Below are 14,546 nucleotides of genomic sequence, written 5' to 3' on the forward strand. Positions count from 1 at the left end.
CTCGTTTCGCCGAAAGGAGGAGCAGTATGTCCAACAATAACATCGGTCGTCTCGCAGAGGATATGAAACGCGAGATTATCGACATCATCAGCCATATGAAAGACCCGCGTGTGCAGGGATTTCTGACCGTTATGCGCGTCGAGGTTACACCCGACCTCGACAACGCTAAGGTTTATATCAGCGTTTTAGGTGACGAAGAGGCTGCAAAGGGCGCAGTAAATGCGCTGAACCATGCAGCTGGCCATGTGCGCAGCGAAATTGCAAAGCGCATGCACATTCGTAAAAGCCCCGCATTTAAATTTGTGCGGGACGACGGCGCCGCTTACGCTGCGCGCATCAACAAAATCATCGGAGAACTCAACGAGCAATAACGCGAAGCAATGCGCTGCGGCGAGGCAGGGGAATATTTCCTCTGTCTTTGCCCGGCGATTGCTTGCGTCTGCAGACTGCCCCGCCGCGGCACGGCGCACGGCAGGGTAGGACAAGTTATAACAAAACATATTTTTTTTACCTGCAGGTTTGTGCGGCGACACCGATGTGAAGTCCGGCGCAGCACCATTCCCGGAAAGGAATTGATATACGCATGAGTGAGATTCTTGACATAGCGATGACGGTTGCCCGCCTCATCGCGGCGGACAATATCCTGCTGCTTTGTCATAAAAACCCGGACGGCGACACCCTTGGCTCTGCCGGGGCGCTTTACTGGGCTTTGAAAGCACTTCGAAAAACAGTTTCGATTCTTTGTACCGACGCCATTCCGTCGCGCTACGAATATATGCAGCTCGGCCTTTACGACGGCAGTTACGAGCCGCAGTACATCGTGGCGGTAGACGTTGCAAGCATTCAGCTTTTTGGCGACCTCACCGCTAACTACGGTGAGCGCAGCGATTTGTGCATCGACCATCATCCCAGCAACTCTGGGTACGCCGATGCAATGCTGCTGGATGGCGACGCCGCGGCAACTGCCGAGGTGATTTATGCGGTCATTCAAGAGATGGGCGTAGAGATTACCCCTACCATTGCAAATTGCCTGTATACCGGCCTTTCTACCGATACCGGCTGCTTTAAATTTGCGAATACCACTGCCCGCACCCACCGCGTGTGTGCCGAGCTGATGGAAAAAGGCGCAGATTTTGTAATGCTCAACGAAATTCTGTTTGAAAGCAAAAGCCAGAGCCGCATGATGATTGAGCAAATTGCGCTCTCGCACCTGGAATACCACTACAACGGCCGCTGTGCGCTGATGTATGTAACCCGCAAAGAGATTGAAGAAGCGGGTGCAGACGGTACCGATCTGGAGGGTATCACTTCGATTCCCCGTATGATTGAAGGCGTATCTGTTGGCATTACAATGCGCCAGCTGGAAAGCGGCAGCTATAAAGTTTCTGTGCGTACCTCGGGCGGGCTGGATGCCTGCACAATCTGTGCGGGCCTTGGCGGCGGCGGACATAAGCGTGCTTCAGGCTGCGAATTTTTCGGCAACCTGGAAAACGCGAAAGCTGCTGTACTGGCGGAGGTTGGCAAACAGCTGAAAGACTAACGCTGCGCAAACAGCAAGCCTTTTGGTGCCAGCCACAGCCTTACCCACACTAGAAAGGAAACACCACCATATGAACGGAATCCTCGTTGTCGATAAGCCGAGAGGCTGGACAAGCTTTGACGTAATTGCAAAGCTGCGGGGAGCGCTGCATACAAAAAAAATCGGGCATTCCGGCACGCTGGACCCACTGGCGACCGGGGTGCTTCCGCTTTTTGTAGGCAACGCTGTCAAGGCGGTCGACCTGCCGCAGAACCACGAAAAGACCTATCTTGCCACCTTAAAGTTTGGGGTGCGCACCCCCACGGCAGACTTGGAAAGCGAAGTTTGCGAAACACAAGAGGTGCAGATTAGCGAAGAGCAGCTACGCGCTGCGCTGGCTACCTTCCTCGGAGACTCGCAGCAGCTTCCGCCGATGTTTTCAGCGGTAAAGGTAAACGGGCAGCCCTTATACAAAGCAGCCCGCAAAGGCCGCGAGGTCGCCCGCACCCCCCGGCTCATCACCATTACTGCCATTGATTTGGCAGAGCAGGTGGGAGAAAATGAATACGCCTTTTCGGTGACCTGTTCCAAGGGCACTTATATCCGTGTTTTGGTTGAGGACATTGCTGCACGGCTTGGCACCATTGCCACCATGACAGCGTTGCGCCGCACCCAAAGCGGCGATTTTACGCTAGCACAGGCACATACACTGGAGGCTATTCTCGCAGCGGCCAATGCCACCGATGATGCAACTCAGGCAGAGCCGATGTTACTGCCTGTAGACAGCGTATTTGGCGCTTACCCGCGGCTGGATGCTTCGGATGAGCTGGCGGCGCGGCTGTTTCACGGTGCCCCCACCCATGTACGGCTCGCAGATGCGGTTTACCGCGTCTACCATAATGATGCATTTCTCGGCCTTGCAGATGCAAAGGCTGGCATCGTTACCGTGAAGAAACTTTTTATAGAACGAACCTGAAGGGAGCAGCATGAAAGATCTCACCGCAAAACCGAATCAGAAAACCGCTGTTGCCCTTGGCTATTTTGATGGCGTACATCTGGGACACCGCCGTGTGTTGCAAGGCGCATTGGATGCGGCGGAAGCCAACAACTGGGCATCCGGTGTTTTCACCTTTTATTTTGATGGCCTAAACCCCATTAAAGGTTCCAGCATCCTTTCAGTAGATGAGCGCCGCCGCCGAATGGAAGAGATGGGCATCGACTATTATTACTGCCCCGGTTACGAAAGCTTCCGTGACCTTTCACCCGAAGCCTTCGTACAGGAGGTACTCGTAGAGCAGATGAACGCCGCCGCTGTCTTTACGGGGGATAACTTCACCTTCGGCAAAGGCGGTGCGGGCAATGTAGAACTGCTCAGCGAGCTTTGCCGCGCCAGGGGCATCAGTCATACACAGGTGGATATGCAGGCGGAGGATGGCACACTTGTTTCTTCTACCCGGATTCGCGGTTTGCTGGAAGCAGGCGAGATTGCACATGCCAATATGCTGCTGGGCGCACCCTACGCGGTAACGCTGCCGGTGCAGCCGGGTAAACAGCTTGGCGGGCGACTGGGCTTTCCCACCATCAACCAGCGATATCCAACCGGCATGCTGATGCCAAAGCAGGGGGTATATATCTCTCGCGCTGAGGTCAACGGTGTGGCGTATGCCGCAGCAACCGGCCTTGGCAGCCGCCCGACAGTGGACGGAGAAGATGTCACCTGCGAAAGCTTTTTGATCGGTTTTACTGGCGACCTTTATGGGGCAACGGTACGACTGGAGCTGCACGAGTACCTGGAACCAACCCGCAAATATGCAAGTTTAGATGAGCTGCACGCCTGTATTGAACGTGCCGTAAAGGCCGCGCAAGAATATTTTGCGTAGGCAACGGGACAAACAGTTTACAAAGCATAGCAGTTGTGCTATACTATTATAGCTTACCCGGGCTCAGAGAGCGGTTCTCCAACCCTCCCTTGGTTCGTGGCAGATATTTTATTTTAAAGGAGAACAATTACCATGACTGAGAAAATTACTACCATTCAGGAATATCGCATGTCTGAGAAAGACACTGGCTCCCCGGAGGTTCAGATTGCACTGCTCACTGCACGCATCAACCACCTCACCGAGCACCTGAAAGAGAACAAAAACGATCATCACAGCCGCCGTGGCCTGCTGAAAATGGTTGGTCGCCGTCGTAACCTGCTCGCTTACCTGCAGAAAAAGGACATCGAGCGTTACCGTGCAATCATTGCAAAACTCGGCCTGCGTAAATAATTACAGTAAAATCCGGTACTTTATAGTACCGGATTTTTTGTTTGTCTGGCGGATTCTCGCGCAGTAGCTGCCCACAAAAAACATGCAAAGTGAATTGGGCTTATATTGTTTAGGGACAGGAATTATACGGGCAAAATAATATAAAATAGGGCGTCTTCGGTATGCGGTGCAAACTGGCGTGTGCAAGAGGGAAAAGGGCGGAGAAAGAAGATGCATCGCTGCAGAAAAGCAGCTGTATTGCTTTTTGCTTTTTCACTGCGGATTGTGTGCTATTCATCGAAAAAACACCGCCGTTTTAGACAGTTTTCGCCCGGCTGCGTATCTTTACAAAGCAGGGGCTGCGTGCTATAATCATTAAGATAGTATGCTTGTCCCAGATAAGCAAGACGGTTAGAAAGGACAAGGCAGAGCGCTTTCTCTGTTATGTCCTTTCAATAATTTTCGGGACATTCGGTGTTTAGCGGTAAACTGAACATGGCTGCGGTGCAGCATGCTGAGTTTATTGCTAAAACAGAATGCCCCGAGTAAAACAAAATACAGGAGGCAATCCATTATGGCAGAGGAATTTACTTCCCGCAAAGAAACATTCCCCAATTTCCGCGAGTGGAAAACTGAGATCGCCGGTCGTCCGTTTATTGTTGAAACGGGCAAAATGTGCGGCCTTTCCAACGGCAGCTGCATGGTGCGCTACGGCGAGACTGCAGTGCTTTGCAACGTTACCATGAGCGAAAAACCCCGCGACGGTATTGATTTCTTCCCCCTTTCGGTAGATTTTGAAGAAAAACTGTACGCAGTTGGTCGCATCCCCGGCAGCTTTATGCGCCGCGAAGGTCGCCCCGGTGAAAAAGCGGTTCTGACCTCTCGTGTGGTCGACCGCCCCATTCGCCCCCTTTTCCCGAAAGATATGCGCAACGATGTTTCGGTTGTTATGACCGTTATGAGTGTTGACCAGGACTGCAGCCCCGAGGTTGCAGGCATCATCGGCACTTCCATCGCGCTTTCTATCTCTGACATTCCCTGGAAAGGCCCCATCGCAGGTCTGTTCATGGGCCTTGTTGACGGCCAGATTGTCATCAATCCGACCGAAGCACAGCGCGAAGTCAGCGAGCTTCAGCTGACTGTTGCAGCCAGCATGGAAAAGATCGTTATGATCGAGGCTGGCGCAAACGAAGTTGACGAAGACACGATGTTGAAAGCTATTGATATTGCACACGAAGAGTGCAAACGCATCATCGGCTTTATCGATACCATCGTTGCCGAAATTGGCAAACCCAAGAAAGAGTTCCAGAGCATGGACCTCGACCACGACCTGTTTGACGCTGTCAAAGAAGAGTTCCTGGATGAGTTCAAATATGCAATGGATACCGACGATAAAAACGTCCGCGACGAGCGTCTTCTGCCGATTCAGGAGAAAATCGAAGCGAAATATCTTGAGCAGTGGGGCGCTGCTACCATTGGCCTCATCATGTACAAGATGCAGAAGTTCGTGGTACGCCGTTGGCTGCTGGACGACGGCAAACGTGTTGACGGCCGCGGCATCAATGAAATCCGCCCGCTGAACGCAGAAGTCGGCTTGCTGCCCCGCGCACACGGCAGCGGCATGTTCACCCGTGGCCAGACCCAGGTGCTCACCGTTGCAACCCTCTCCAACAGCCGTGATTCTCAGATCATCGACGACATCAGCACCGAGGAAACCAAGCGCTATATGCACCACTACAACTTCCCGCCGTATTCCGTCGGTGAAGCTCGTGGTCTGCGCAGCCCCGGTCGCCGCGAGATTGGCCACGGTGCACTTGCAGAGCGCGCATTGCTGCCGGTTCTGCCGAGCGAAGACGAGTTCCCGTACACCATGCGCCTTGTTTCTGAGGTGCTTTCCTCTAATGGTTCTACCAGCCAGGCTTCCATCTGCGGTTCCACTTTGGCACTCATGGATGCAGGCGTCCCCCTCAAAGCACCCGTTGCTGGCATCTCCTGCGGTCTCATCACCGAGGGCGACCGCTGGATGACTATGCTCGACATTCAGGGTGTTGAGGACTTCCACGGCGATATGGACTTTAAGGTTGGCGGTACCCATAAGGGTATCACTGCTATCCAGATGGATATGAAAGTTGACGGCCTCACCCGTGAGATCGTTGCTGAAGCATTTGAAAAGTGCCGCAAAGCCCGTCTGTTTATCCTGGACGAAATCATGCTGCCGGTTCTGCCCACCCCGCGTGAGCAGCTCTCTCAGTATGCACCGAAGATGGTCTCCTTCATGATCGACGTGGATAAAATCCGCGATGTTATCGGCAAAGGCGGCAAGGTCATTCAGGACATCTGCGCAAAATGCAACTGCAAAATTGACGTAGAAGAAAACGGCCGCGTCTGCGTAACCGCTGTAGACCGCGATGATTTGAACCGTGCTGTCGGTATCATCAAAATGATCGTGGAAGACCCCGAGGTTGGCGCAATTTATAAAGGCAAGGTTACCCGCCTGATGAACTTCGGCGCATTCGTTGAGATTGCTCCGGGCAAAGAAGGCCTTGTGCACATCTCCAAGCTCGACACCAAGCGTGTAGAGAAGGTAGAGGACGTTGTCGCTGTCGGCGATGAGCTGCTCGTTAAGGTCACCGAAATTGACCAGCAGGGCCGCATCAACCTCTCCCGTAAAGACGCGCTGGCTGATATGGCTGCCCGTCAGGGCGCACAGCAGTAATTTGCTTTTCGGTAAAACCGGTTAAAGTAATTCTGCCTCTGATATCAAAAAAGCAAGACCCCTCAGCATTGTGCTGAGGGGTCTTCTTGTTGGGATAGCCGCGCTGAAACGCAAGCTATCAGATCACTGGGAAAAGAAAGGAGCCAGAAATATAAAATGCAGCAAAGAGAAGAGAGAGGTAAGAATAAGTGCGAAGCGATTTTCTCTTTGTTTGCTCTGGCACGAATTTAAGGCGCCGAGCTTTCGCGCTTTTGTGCCGCAATTGCAGCACGCCGAGTCAGCTCAGTAAAAAGGCGCTGCATCGGGGGCACCGTTTGCAGCAGCGCTTCCGGGTGCCATTGTACCAGCAGCAGAGAGCCATCCTCATTCTCCATGGCCTCGGGGAGACCATCTGGTGCACGGGCGACAATATTTAACCCCTCGCCGGGGCGGTGCACCGCTTGATGGTGCATAGAGTTTGTGTATACCGCAGCGCTGCCCAAAAGCCGGTAAAGCTCGCTGTCAGGATCAATCTCTACCTTGTGTATGGTAGCATGGCGAGGCGCGTTTTGGCGGTGTAAAACCGGGGTGGCGCAGGCAAGCGAAATATCCTGATAGAGGCTGCCGCCCAGCGCCACATTAACCAACTGCATGCCGCGGCAGATGCCGAGCACCGGCAGTGCCCGGATTTGAGCCAACGCAAACAGTGCTATCTCAAACCGATCTTGCGCAAAATTAACTTCACCCAAAAGCGGATGGGGCGATTCGCTGTAAAAGCGAGGGTCAGGGTCCCCGCCACCGGGCAGCAGCAGACCATCACAATGCGAAAGCGCACTTTGGCGCAGTAGGGGGTCGTCAGTAGGGGGCAGCAGCAGCGGAATGCCGCGCGCGGATAAAACAGCATCGGCATATGCCTGCGGCAGATTGAGCACGCTTGTTTGCCCGTTGCTGCCGAGCTGTGCGGTGCATGGGATTCCAATGACAGGAAGCTTCATCAAAAATAACCTCTTTCCGGGGGATTTGTTACCAGTTTATTCACCGACGGTGCTGGGCAGACATGCCGAAGCTGGAAGAGAGGGTGGCAAAGCAGTAATTTTGTGAGAGACAAGCTATCTGATAAATAAAAGCACGCACTTGCCGACTCAGACAAGTGCGTGCTTTTCAAATAGGGGAGAATAAGAAGAGAGCGGGAAGCAGACTAGTTTTTCTGTTTCCCGGTGATTTCGTAAAGCTCCGGTCTGCGGTCGCGATAAGCGTTAATAGAATTGCGGATATTTTGCACCACCGAAAGGTCAGCTTCGGCGGTGAGAATGCACTCGGTGTCATCGCCCATGACCAGTGTTTCGCCCCAGGGATCGATGAGTGCAGAATGCCCGGCATTTTTGATTTTGCCCGCCATGCCGCTGGCATTGGTGCAGGCAACGAAAATCTGATTTTCGATGGCGCGTGCGCGGTTGAGGGTGTCCCAATGGAAGCCGCGCATTTCGGGCCACTGTGCCACGACAAACAGCAGATCAATCCCGCGCAGAGCTAAAGTGCGTACCAGCTCTACAAAGCGGATATCATAGCAGATAACGAGTCCGCAATGGACACCATCCAGCATAAAATCAACTACGTGGTTGCCAAGGGTGAAAAAGCGATGTTCGCCGGAGGGGGTGAACAAATGCGTTTTATCGTACTCTGCCACCAGATTACCACTCCGGTCAAACACAAAAGAGGTGTTGTAGAGTGCGCCATCGCGGAGATTTGCCACAGAACCGGCAATAATATTGACCGAAAGCTCTTTGGCAAGCGCGCCGAATACCTGTTTAACACGTGCGCCGTTTTGGTCGGCTAACTCTTCCAGGTGCCCTTTTGGGAAAAATCCGACGTTCCAGGCTTCTGGCAGGGTGACAACATCGGGATGCTCGATTGCTACGGCACGCCGCACCAATTCCTCTGCATGGGCAAAGTTGAAATCCGGCTCGCCAAGGCGTACATCCATCTGGATTAAGCTTATTTTCATAAAAACTTCCTTTCTTTTGAAGCTTGTAATATTAAAACCGCAAGTGAGCAAAAAATGTAAGCTTACGGTATAAAAGCCAGTGGTTATATATAACACATTCCGGCGCAGGTGTCAACCGTAAGCGGCACAGTCAAATAGAGGAACAGTGAAATGCTGGTGAGAACCGGCAAAAAGGATTGCGGTACCCCTTTGGATGTGGTACACTGAAAAACAGTCGCAAGAGGCGGCACAACAAAAAAACGAGAGCCGATAAGGCTGTTGAGAAACACAGAGGAATCAAAGACATGAGTTTTGTTGAAGTGTTAAAAGTAATTTTTATTGGTATTGTAGAGGGCATTACCGAGTGGCTGCCCATTAGCAGTACCGGCCATATGCTGTTGGTAGACCAGTTTTTAAAATTGAACATGACCCAGGCGTTTAAAGATATGTTTATTGTGGTGATTCAGCTGGGTGCTATTCTCGCAGTTGTGGTTTTGTTTTGGAATAAGATGTTTCCGTTTCGCTTTGGCGGTGGTCCTGTTATTAAAAAAGAGACGTTTTCCATCTGGTTTAAGGTTGTAGTTGCCTGCATTCCTTCTGCCGTGCTTGGCATTTTGTTTGACGATTGGCTTGAGGCTCATTTTAGTACGCCGCTTGTAATTGCCGCAATGCTGATTTTATATGGCGTTCTGTTTATTGTGGTGGAAAATAACAATAGGCACCATCGCCCCACGGTACGCCGACTTTCGGACATCAACTATCGGGTTGCGTTTGCAATTGGTGTTTTTCAGGTGCTCTCACTGATTCCCGGCACCTCCCGCTCTGGCGCAACCATCATTGGCGCATTGCTTATTGGTGTGTCGCGCACTGCCGCCGCAGAGTTTACTTTCTTCCTCGCGGTGCCCACAATGCTAGGCGCAAGCGCAGTGAAATTGCTCAAGTTTGGGTTTGAGTTCACGGGTGCGGAGATGGCTACATTGGTACTTGGCATGGTGGTCGCATTTGTGGTTTCGCTGGTGTCTATTCGCTTTTTGATGGACTATGTGAAACAGCATGACTTTAAAGTGTTCGGTTGGTACCGGATTGTGCTTGGTATAGTTGTTTTGTTGTATTTCGGTATCCGGGCATTGGTCTAAAAACTTTAATTTTGAAGTTTTTTCGCAGAAATTGAAAAAAATTGCCGCCTTTGCGCGTTTCTGTTATCAGACAGAATACCAAAGGCGGCTTTTCTTAATTCTTTTTAAGATAACCTAAATGTGAGATTAAGATGAGCAGTATAAAGTAAGAGTATCCTCTCAGGGCAGTAGCCATGGGTGCTGTGCTGTAACAAAAAGGAGCGATACGAATTATGTTTCAACCACTTCATCTGTTATTTATGGCACTTTCTGCCGTAGCTATAACTGTTTTTTGCATTTTTATCAAGCGCAAAACCAGAGCAACCCAGACACAGCTTTTACGCGCCGCTTCGGTGCTGATGGCATGCTTTGACCCGATTTACTGGGTGTGGGAATACCAATCTTCCGGCGTGCTTGACCCAAGCACTTCGCTGCCGCTTTATTTATGCTCTCTGTTTTGGCTGATGCTGCCGTTTGCGGCATTCTGCAAAGAGGGGTGGATGCGCAGGGCGGCGCTGGCCAACATCTGCACGATTGGCCTGTTTGGCGGTGTTTTCGGCATGGTTTTTAATGTTTATCTCAACCGCTATCCGTTTTTTAGCTTCGTCCCCCTGCGTAGTCTGCTCTATCATTTTATGATGATTTTGATTGCTGCTGCACTTTGGACCAGCGGATATTACACGCCGCGTCTACTGGATACCCTGCTTTGCTTTGTGCCGGTAACATTGTTGCTGGTGCCCTGCATCATCGGCAACCGGTTGTATGGCTGGGATTATGGCTACATCAACGGTGGAGTAGGCACTCCGCTTGAGATTCTTAGCCGCCATATGCCGAAAGGTGTTTTCGTGATGTTCTTTTACGGCGCATTGTTTGTACTTATCAACCTTGCATTTTACTTGCCCACCATTCGTTGCGCGCTTAAACAACGCAAAGAAAAAGCACATCGCGCAATAATTTAGGCTATCGTGATATTACTTAAAACAAAAGCACCAATGCCACACTCGGCATCGGTGCTTTTTATTGTTGCGCCAAATCTTCGAGAAACTGAAAAGACTGTCGCAAATTAGGGGAGTTCGATTGTAATGGTTTGCTCTTCCGGCAGCGGGTATTTTACCGTGTCAGTTAAATAAGTCCGCTCCGGCAGGCAGATGAGAACAGTTGCTGTTTCGTGGCGTACAGGCCAGGGGGCACCATGCCAAGCACCAGCCCGGAAAACAACTAATGTGCCTTGTGGTACCACAAACGCCTCCAGCTTTTCCGGTTCGACTACATCATTGCTCGCGGGACCAGCATAGATGACCATATCGTCGTCGAGCGGCATCATAACCTCACACGCCCCAGAGTGGTACTCTACGTCCCGAATCTCAGTGGGGCGACGATTGATTTTGAGTGAGCCAAAAGCAATAGGAGCGGGGTCAGCCATAGGGGCTAGCACCATGTCACGGTGGAAGGCGGGCAATGTGTCGCTCACTGCATAGTCTGCGGAAGGGTCAGCAATGTTCGCGATAAAGCCGTATGGGCGGAAATTTTCATGCGTAACAGGGACTGCTTTGATTGATTTCATATCACAAACCTCCTGTAAGCGATGTGACGACACTTAATAAGTATAGCCGTCGACCTCCACCTTATCTACTTCTTGATAAGGTGCCAACACCGACACCATCTTTACTGGCGCCGAAGAATTATTGACACAGTAATGAGTTTCACCCGGTTCAATATGAATCAGGTCGCCTTCTTTAAGGTGGTTAACAACACCGTCTACCACAATATCAATCTCACCGCTTAAAATATAAAAATCTTCTTCCATCACATTATGTAGATGTGCCTTAAAATCTTGGCCAGCCTGAAACTGTACAACAGCAAAGTTCATGCGCGGGCCTTTCATTAAATATTTGGGGCCGCTGTCTCCGAAACGGTAGTCCCGCTCGCTCTCGTTGACGATATACATTGTTATTCCTCCATCTATTCCGTGGGGAGCTAGGCTTACAAGCCGGGCGCGATCCACATGTTTTTGGTCAGCTTTTTGTCACAAAGTGTAAGCTGAGCAGCGTAAACCTCGCGCCAAGGTTTGTACATCTGTTCATAAACTTTGTGGTTTTCTGGGTTTGGCTGGTAGGCTTTTTCAATACGTACTACTTTGCTCGCGGCGGTAGCAACATCAGGGTAGATGCCCACGCCTACGCCAGCAAGAATTGCTGCACCCAGTGCCGTAGCTTCTTTTACAACGGGCACCTTAACTGGCAACCCAAGTGCGTCTGCGAGAATTTGGCACCACAGATTGCTCTTGGCGGCACCGCCCGCGAAGATGATTTCGCTTGGCATATTGCCGGTTGCTTCACGCACCAGCTCAAGGTGACCACGGGTAATCAGCGCGGTGTTTTCTAAAATAGCGCGGTAAAAAGTATAACGATTGAATTTTTCGGGGTCTAGTTCAAAATTGGTAAAGGTGGGGGAAGCGTGCTTCCACTGGATAAAATTCATGACGTCCGAGAAGGTGCACATCATACCATAACACCCGGCGGGCACCTGTTGCGCGGCTTTATCCATTAAATAATAAGGGTCATTGCCATCGGCTTCGCCCTGTTGTTTTTCCAGCTGACAAAAGCCGTCGCGAAACCAGCGCATTACGAGGCCGGGCTTAAAAGCCAGTGCTTCATATTGCCAGATACCCGGCACAGCGTGGCAGTTGACGCGTACCCGGCAGCCTGGGTCAGTTTTACCATTGGCTGTGTTAAACTCATACTGCCAAAAGCTACCGCCAAATACAGCAGCTTGGTTGGCGGCAACGACACCAACGCCGATAGAGCCGAGCTGACAATCGCCACCGCCGATAACCACAGGGGTTCCTTCGGCAAGCCCTGTTTCGGCAGCACCTTTGGCATTGACGCTACCAATGATGCTGCCGCATTCCCGTACCGGTGGGAAAATATCAGTACGCAGGCCACATCGCTCTGCAATCGAAGCATCCCAGTTCCGTTTTTGTAAATCAAAGATGCCTGTAGTGGAGCCGTTGCTCGGCTCTACTTCCAAAATGCCGGTCATTTTATAAATCAGCCAATCGTTAAACATGCCGAGGGTCGCGGTTTTTGCATAGATATCCGGCATTTTATTTTTGACCCAAAGCAGGCGTGGAAGTGCACCCAAGGCGTAGGTTTGCCCGGATTCTAAATACAGTTCTTTTTCCAGCACGGGATCCTTACGAATCAGCTCGCCTACCTCGTCGGTACTGCGGGCATCTACGTTGGCACAGGCCCAAATTTCGTTACCTTCTGCATCATAAAGAACGATGCCTTCGCGCATGCAGGTGGTAGAAACTGCGGCAATCTCCTTGGGGTCGATGCCGCTTTCGGCCAAAACACCGCGCATGCAACCAGAAGCGAGCCCCCAGTTATGCACCCAGTCGAAATCCATACTGCCCGGCCAGCGAGGGTCTTCTTTGTGTTCCCATTCTCGCTGCACACAAGCCAATTGGTTGCCTGCAAGGTCAAACAGCACAGCACGCACACTGCCGGTGCCGGCGTCGACCGCCATTAAATATTTTTGTGCCATCGTATCATGCTCCTTTATGATAGGTAATCAGAATTTTCTGCAACATAAAACGAAAAGGGGGGATTATTCACCTGTAGCTGGGGGTGTTTCCAACAGTCGCAAAGCGGTATCTTCATCGGTAATTAAGACGTCCAGATATCCGCCGCGCAGAGCAGCACGAATTGCCTCGACTTTTGAGCGGCCGGCGGCAACGCCGATGACGTTTTTTAGCTGACGCAATGTTTCCAGCGAAGTGCTGATGAGCCGGTCCTCGATTTCTGCATTCACGAGGTTGCCGTCGCGATCGATAAAATGGCTCAGCACATCGCCCACTGCACCTTGCATCTGCAGATATAGGAAATCGTTTTTGGTAAGAATGTTGGATTTTAAAATGGTCGCCTCATCTGTCATGGAACCAATACCAATCACGGTCATCGACGAAAGCTGGGCCATACGCGAAATCTCTTTCACGGCATCTTCTTGCCGCATTGCAGCTACCACCTCTTTGCTGGCTGCCAGCAGTGGAGTGGGAATCAAATAAAGCTTTGCATTAAAGATGTTGGATTGCGTATTGGGAAGGTAGTAGTTGACACCACCTGTTAGAGAAACACAAGAAATAGGCCGCTCGGTCATAGTGGCGAGGTTGTTTAAAATGCGGCTGGGAGTGTCCCCGTAGCCCATATTAATAAAGCTGTTTTCAGAAAGCCGATCGCTAATATACATGGCGGCAGCCCGTGCGATACTTTCGTTAACACTGTCCGCTTCGGGGCTGGTGGGAACCACGAAAGTATCCTTTAATTGATAAGCTTCGGCAAGGCGACGTTCCAGCTCCATGCGAGAAGCGCTGTCTTCACGAATTTTAAACTGTATCACTCCGGTTTGCCGGGCTTTCTCAAGTAATTTAATCACTCTCATACGAGAAATGCCGAGCAGTTCAGAAATTTTTTGCTGGGTCATGTTTTCTAAATAGTAATACCAAGCGGTTTTAACAATTAGAGCCTCTTCGTAATCACGAGAGTTGTCACGGTCCATAGGGGTATCCTCCATAAAATAAGAATGTAATAGAAGCTTGGAATACGGTTACAAATGTATCCAGCATAGAAAAATGTACACTTTTGTCAGAAGCGATCTTTTGTTATAATCTTAAACAAATGTTTGACTAAAAATCATTTGTTTAAGATATACTTAGTATAGCAGTCAAAAAACAATCTGTCAAACGTATCTGAGATTGTAATCTTTTTTATGTATTTCGCACGAAACTAAAGGTAGCTTTATACTCAATTTAAACAAATTTTAAGCTGTTTTATATAAAAAATGTATTTGATGGAAAGAAAAATAGGGTAATTTGTTGCAAAGAAAATGCGAAAATAATGATTTATCAATTGACAAATGATTTTAAATCTACTATGATGAAGCTGCGGATAAAAATTCGGCAAAGCAACAAATGTTTTAAACT

General features: G+C 50.5%; 14 protein-coding genes. 8 read left to right on the forward strand and 6 right to left on the reverse strand.

Annotated features, from left to right (window positions below):
- The first annotated feature begins 26 nt into the window (after window positions 1-26).
- The 6 genes from rbfA to C1A11_RS13325 all read left to right on the forward strand — a co-directional run bounded on the left by rbfA (window position 27) and on the right by C1A11_RS13325 (window position 6,484).
- Complete coding sequence (rbfA, locus tag C1A11_RS13300) at window positions 27-371, forward strand: 30S ribosome-binding factor RbfA (protein ID WP_102050926.1); 345 nt, start codon at window positions 27-29, stop codon at window positions 369-371.
- Window positions 372-583: 212 nt separating this feature from the next.
- Window positions 584-1,540 carry a DHH family phosphoesterase gene (locus C1A11_RS13305; RefSeq protein WP_102050927.1) on the forward strand — a complete coding sequence of 319 codons (957 nt, stop codon included), beginning with the start codon at window positions 584-586 and terminating at the stop codon, window positions 1,538-1,540.
- Window positions 1,541-1,610: 70 nt separating this feature from the next.
- Window positions 1,611-2,495 (forward strand): tRNA pseudouridine(55) synthase TruB, encoded by an 885-nt coding sequence (gene truB, locus C1A11_RS13310; protein ID WP_102050928.1) that lies wholly within the window; start codon window positions 1,611-1,613, stop codon window positions 2,493-2,495.
- Window positions 2,496-2,505: 10 nt separating this feature from the next.
- Window positions 2,506-3,399, forward strand: a complete 894-nt coding sequence (gene ribF / locus C1A11_RS13315; RefSeq protein ID WP_102050929.1) for a riboflavin biosynthesis protein RibF — start codon at window positions 2,506-2,508, stop codon at window positions 3,397-3,399.
- Between the two features lie 132 nt (window positions 3,400-3,531).
- Window positions 3,532-3,789 carry a 30S ribosomal protein S15 gene (gene rpsO / locus C1A11_RS13320; RefSeq protein ID WP_102050930.1) on the forward strand — a complete coding sequence of 86 codons (258 nt, stop codon included), beginning with the start codon at window positions 3,532-3,534 and terminating at the stop codon, window positions 3,787-3,789.
- 553 nt (window positions 3,790-4,342) lie between these two features.
- The gene (locus C1A11_RS13325) at window positions 4,343-6,484 is read left to right on the forward strand and encodes a polyribonucleotide nucleotidyltransferase (protein ID WP_102050931.1); all 2,142 of its coding nucleotides are present in this window, start codon (window positions 4,343-4,345) and stop codon (window positions 6,482-6,484) included.
- A 227-nt stretch (window positions 6,485-6,711) separates the two neighbouring features.
- Here the strand turns inward: C1A11_RS13325 and C1A11_RS13330 are convergent, their stop codons facing one another.
- Together C1A11_RS13330 and C1A11_RS13335 are read right to left on the reverse strand one after the other, a co-directional pair.
- Window positions 6,712-7,458: a gamma-glutamyl-gamma-aminobutyrate hydrolase family protein gene (locus C1A11_RS13330; RefSeq protein ID WP_102050932.1), complete on the reverse strand. Its 747-nt coding sequence runs from the start codon at window positions 7,456-7,458 to the stop codon at window positions 6,712-6,714.
- Between the two features lie 203 nt (window positions 7,459-7,661).
- Window positions 7,662-8,468, reverse strand: coding sequence for a carbon-nitrogen family hydrolase (locus C1A11_RS13335; RefSeq protein ID WP_102050933.1), 807 nt, complete (start codon window positions 8,466-8,468; stop codon window positions 7,662-7,664).
- A 284-nt stretch (window positions 8,469-8,752) separates the two neighbouring features.
- On the opposite strand from C1A11_RS13335, the gene C1A11_RS13340 reads away from it, so the two are divergent.
- Both C1A11_RS13340 and C1A11_RS13345 read left to right on the forward strand, forming a co-directional pair.
- Window positions 8,753-9,583, forward strand: a complete 831-nt coding sequence (locus C1A11_RS13340; RefSeq protein ID WP_102050934.1) for an undecaprenyl-diphosphate phosphatase — start codon at window positions 8,753-8,755, stop codon at window positions 9,581-9,583.
- Window positions 9,584-9,795: 212 nt separating this feature from the next.
- The gene (locus C1A11_RS13345; RefSeq protein ID WP_102050935.1) at window positions 9,796-10,521 is read left to right on the forward strand and encodes a TMEM164 family acyltransferase; all 726 of its coding nucleotides are present in this window, start codon (window positions 9,796-9,798) and stop codon (window positions 10,519-10,521) included.
- A 104-nt stretch (window positions 10,522-10,625) separates the two neighbouring features.
- On the opposite strand, the gene C1A11_RS13350 is transcribed toward C1A11_RS13345, so the two are convergent.
- The 4 genes from C1A11_RS13350 to C1A11_RS13365 form a co-directional block, all read right to left on the reverse strand.
- The gene (locus C1A11_RS13350) at window positions 10,626-11,126 is read right to left on the reverse strand and encodes an ureidoglycolate lyase (RefSeq protein ID WP_102050936.1); all 501 of its coding nucleotides are present in this window, start codon (window positions 11,124-11,126) and stop codon (window positions 10,626-10,628) included.
- A gap of 33 nt (window positions 11,127-11,159) precedes the next feature.
- The gene (locus C1A11_RS13355) at window positions 11,160-11,510 is read right to left on the reverse strand and encodes a cupin domain-containing protein (protein WP_102050937.1); all 351 of its coding nucleotides are present in this window, start codon (window positions 11,508-11,510) and stop codon (window positions 11,160-11,162) included.
- A 35-nt stretch (window positions 11,511-11,545) separates the two neighbouring features.
- Window positions 11,546-13,111, reverse strand: coding sequence for an autoinducer-2 kinase (gene lsrK, locus C1A11_RS13360; protein ID WP_102050938.1), 1,566 nt, complete (start codon window positions 13,109-13,111; stop codon window positions 11,546-11,548).
- Window positions 13,112-13,174: 63 nt separating this feature from the next.
- The gene (locus C1A11_RS13365; RefSeq protein WP_102050939.1) at window positions 13,175-14,122 is read right to left on the reverse strand and encodes a sugar-binding transcriptional regulator; all 948 of its coding nucleotides are present in this window, start codon (window positions 14,120-14,122) and stop codon (window positions 13,175-13,177) included.
- Window positions 14,123-14,546: the final 424 nt, after the last annotated feature.

This window comes from Pygmaiobacter massiliensis (genome assembly GCF_900199435.1).
In the GTDB taxonomy this organism is placed as follows: Bacteria; Bacillota; Clostridia; order Oscillospirales; family Ruminococcaceae; genus Pygmaiobacter; species Pygmaiobacter massiliensis.

Excerpts from the sequence above, each read along its gene's own strand:
- rbfA (WP_102050926.1), top strand. The coding sequence starts at position 27 with ATGTCCAACAATAACATCGGTCGTCTCGCAGAGGATATGAAACGCGAG.
- C1A11_RS13305 (WP_102050927.1), top strand. The coding sequence starts at position 584 with ATGAGTGAGATTCTTGACATAGCGATGACGGTTGCCCGCCTCATCGCG.
- truB (WP_102050928.1), top strand. The coding sequence starts at position 1,611 with ATGAACGGAATCCTCGTTGTCGATAAGCCGAGAGGCTGGACAAGCTTT.
- ribF (WP_102050929.1), top strand. The coding sequence starts at position 2,506 with ATGAAAGATCTCACCGCAAAACCGAATCAGAAAACCGCTGTTGCCCTT.
- rpsO (WP_102050930.1), top strand. The coding sequence starts at position 3,532 with ATGACTGAGAAAATTACTACCATTCAGGAATATCGCATGTCTGAGAAA.
- C1A11_RS13325 (WP_102050931.1), top strand. The coding sequence starts at position 4,343 with ATGGCAGAGGAATTTACTTCCCGCAAAGAAACATTCCCCAATTTCCGC.
- C1A11_RS13330 (WP_102050932.1), bottom strand. The coding sequence starts at position 7,458 with ATGAAGCTTCCTGTCATTGGAATCCCATGCACCGCACAGCTCGGCAGC.
- C1A11_RS13335 (WP_102050933.1), bottom strand. The coding sequence starts at position 8,468 with ATGAAAATAAGCTTAATCCAGATGGATGTACGCCTTGGCGAGCCGGAT.
- C1A11_RS13340 (WP_102050934.1), top strand. The coding sequence starts at position 8,753 with ATGAGTTTTGTTGAAGTGTTAAAAGTAATTTTTATTGGTATTGTAGAG.
- C1A11_RS13345 (WP_102050935.1), top strand. The coding sequence starts at position 9,796 with ATGTTTCAACCACTTCATCTGTTATTTATGGCACTTTCTGCCGTAGCT.
- C1A11_RS13350 (WP_102050936.1), bottom strand. The coding sequence starts at position 11,126 with ATGAAATCAATCAAAGCAGTCCCTGTTACGCATGAAAATTTCCGCCCA.
- C1A11_RS13355 (WP_102050937.1), bottom strand. The coding sequence starts at position 11,510 with ATGTATATCGTCAACGAGAGCGAGCGGGACTACCGTTTCGGAGACAGC.
- lsrK (WP_102050938.1), bottom strand. The coding sequence starts at position 13,111 with ATGGCACAAAAATATTTAATGGCGGTCGACGCCGGCACCGGCAGTGTG.
- C1A11_RS13365 (WP_102050939.1), bottom strand. The coding sequence starts at position 14,122 with ATGGACCGTGACAACTCTCGTGATTACGAAGAGGCTCTAATTGTTAAA.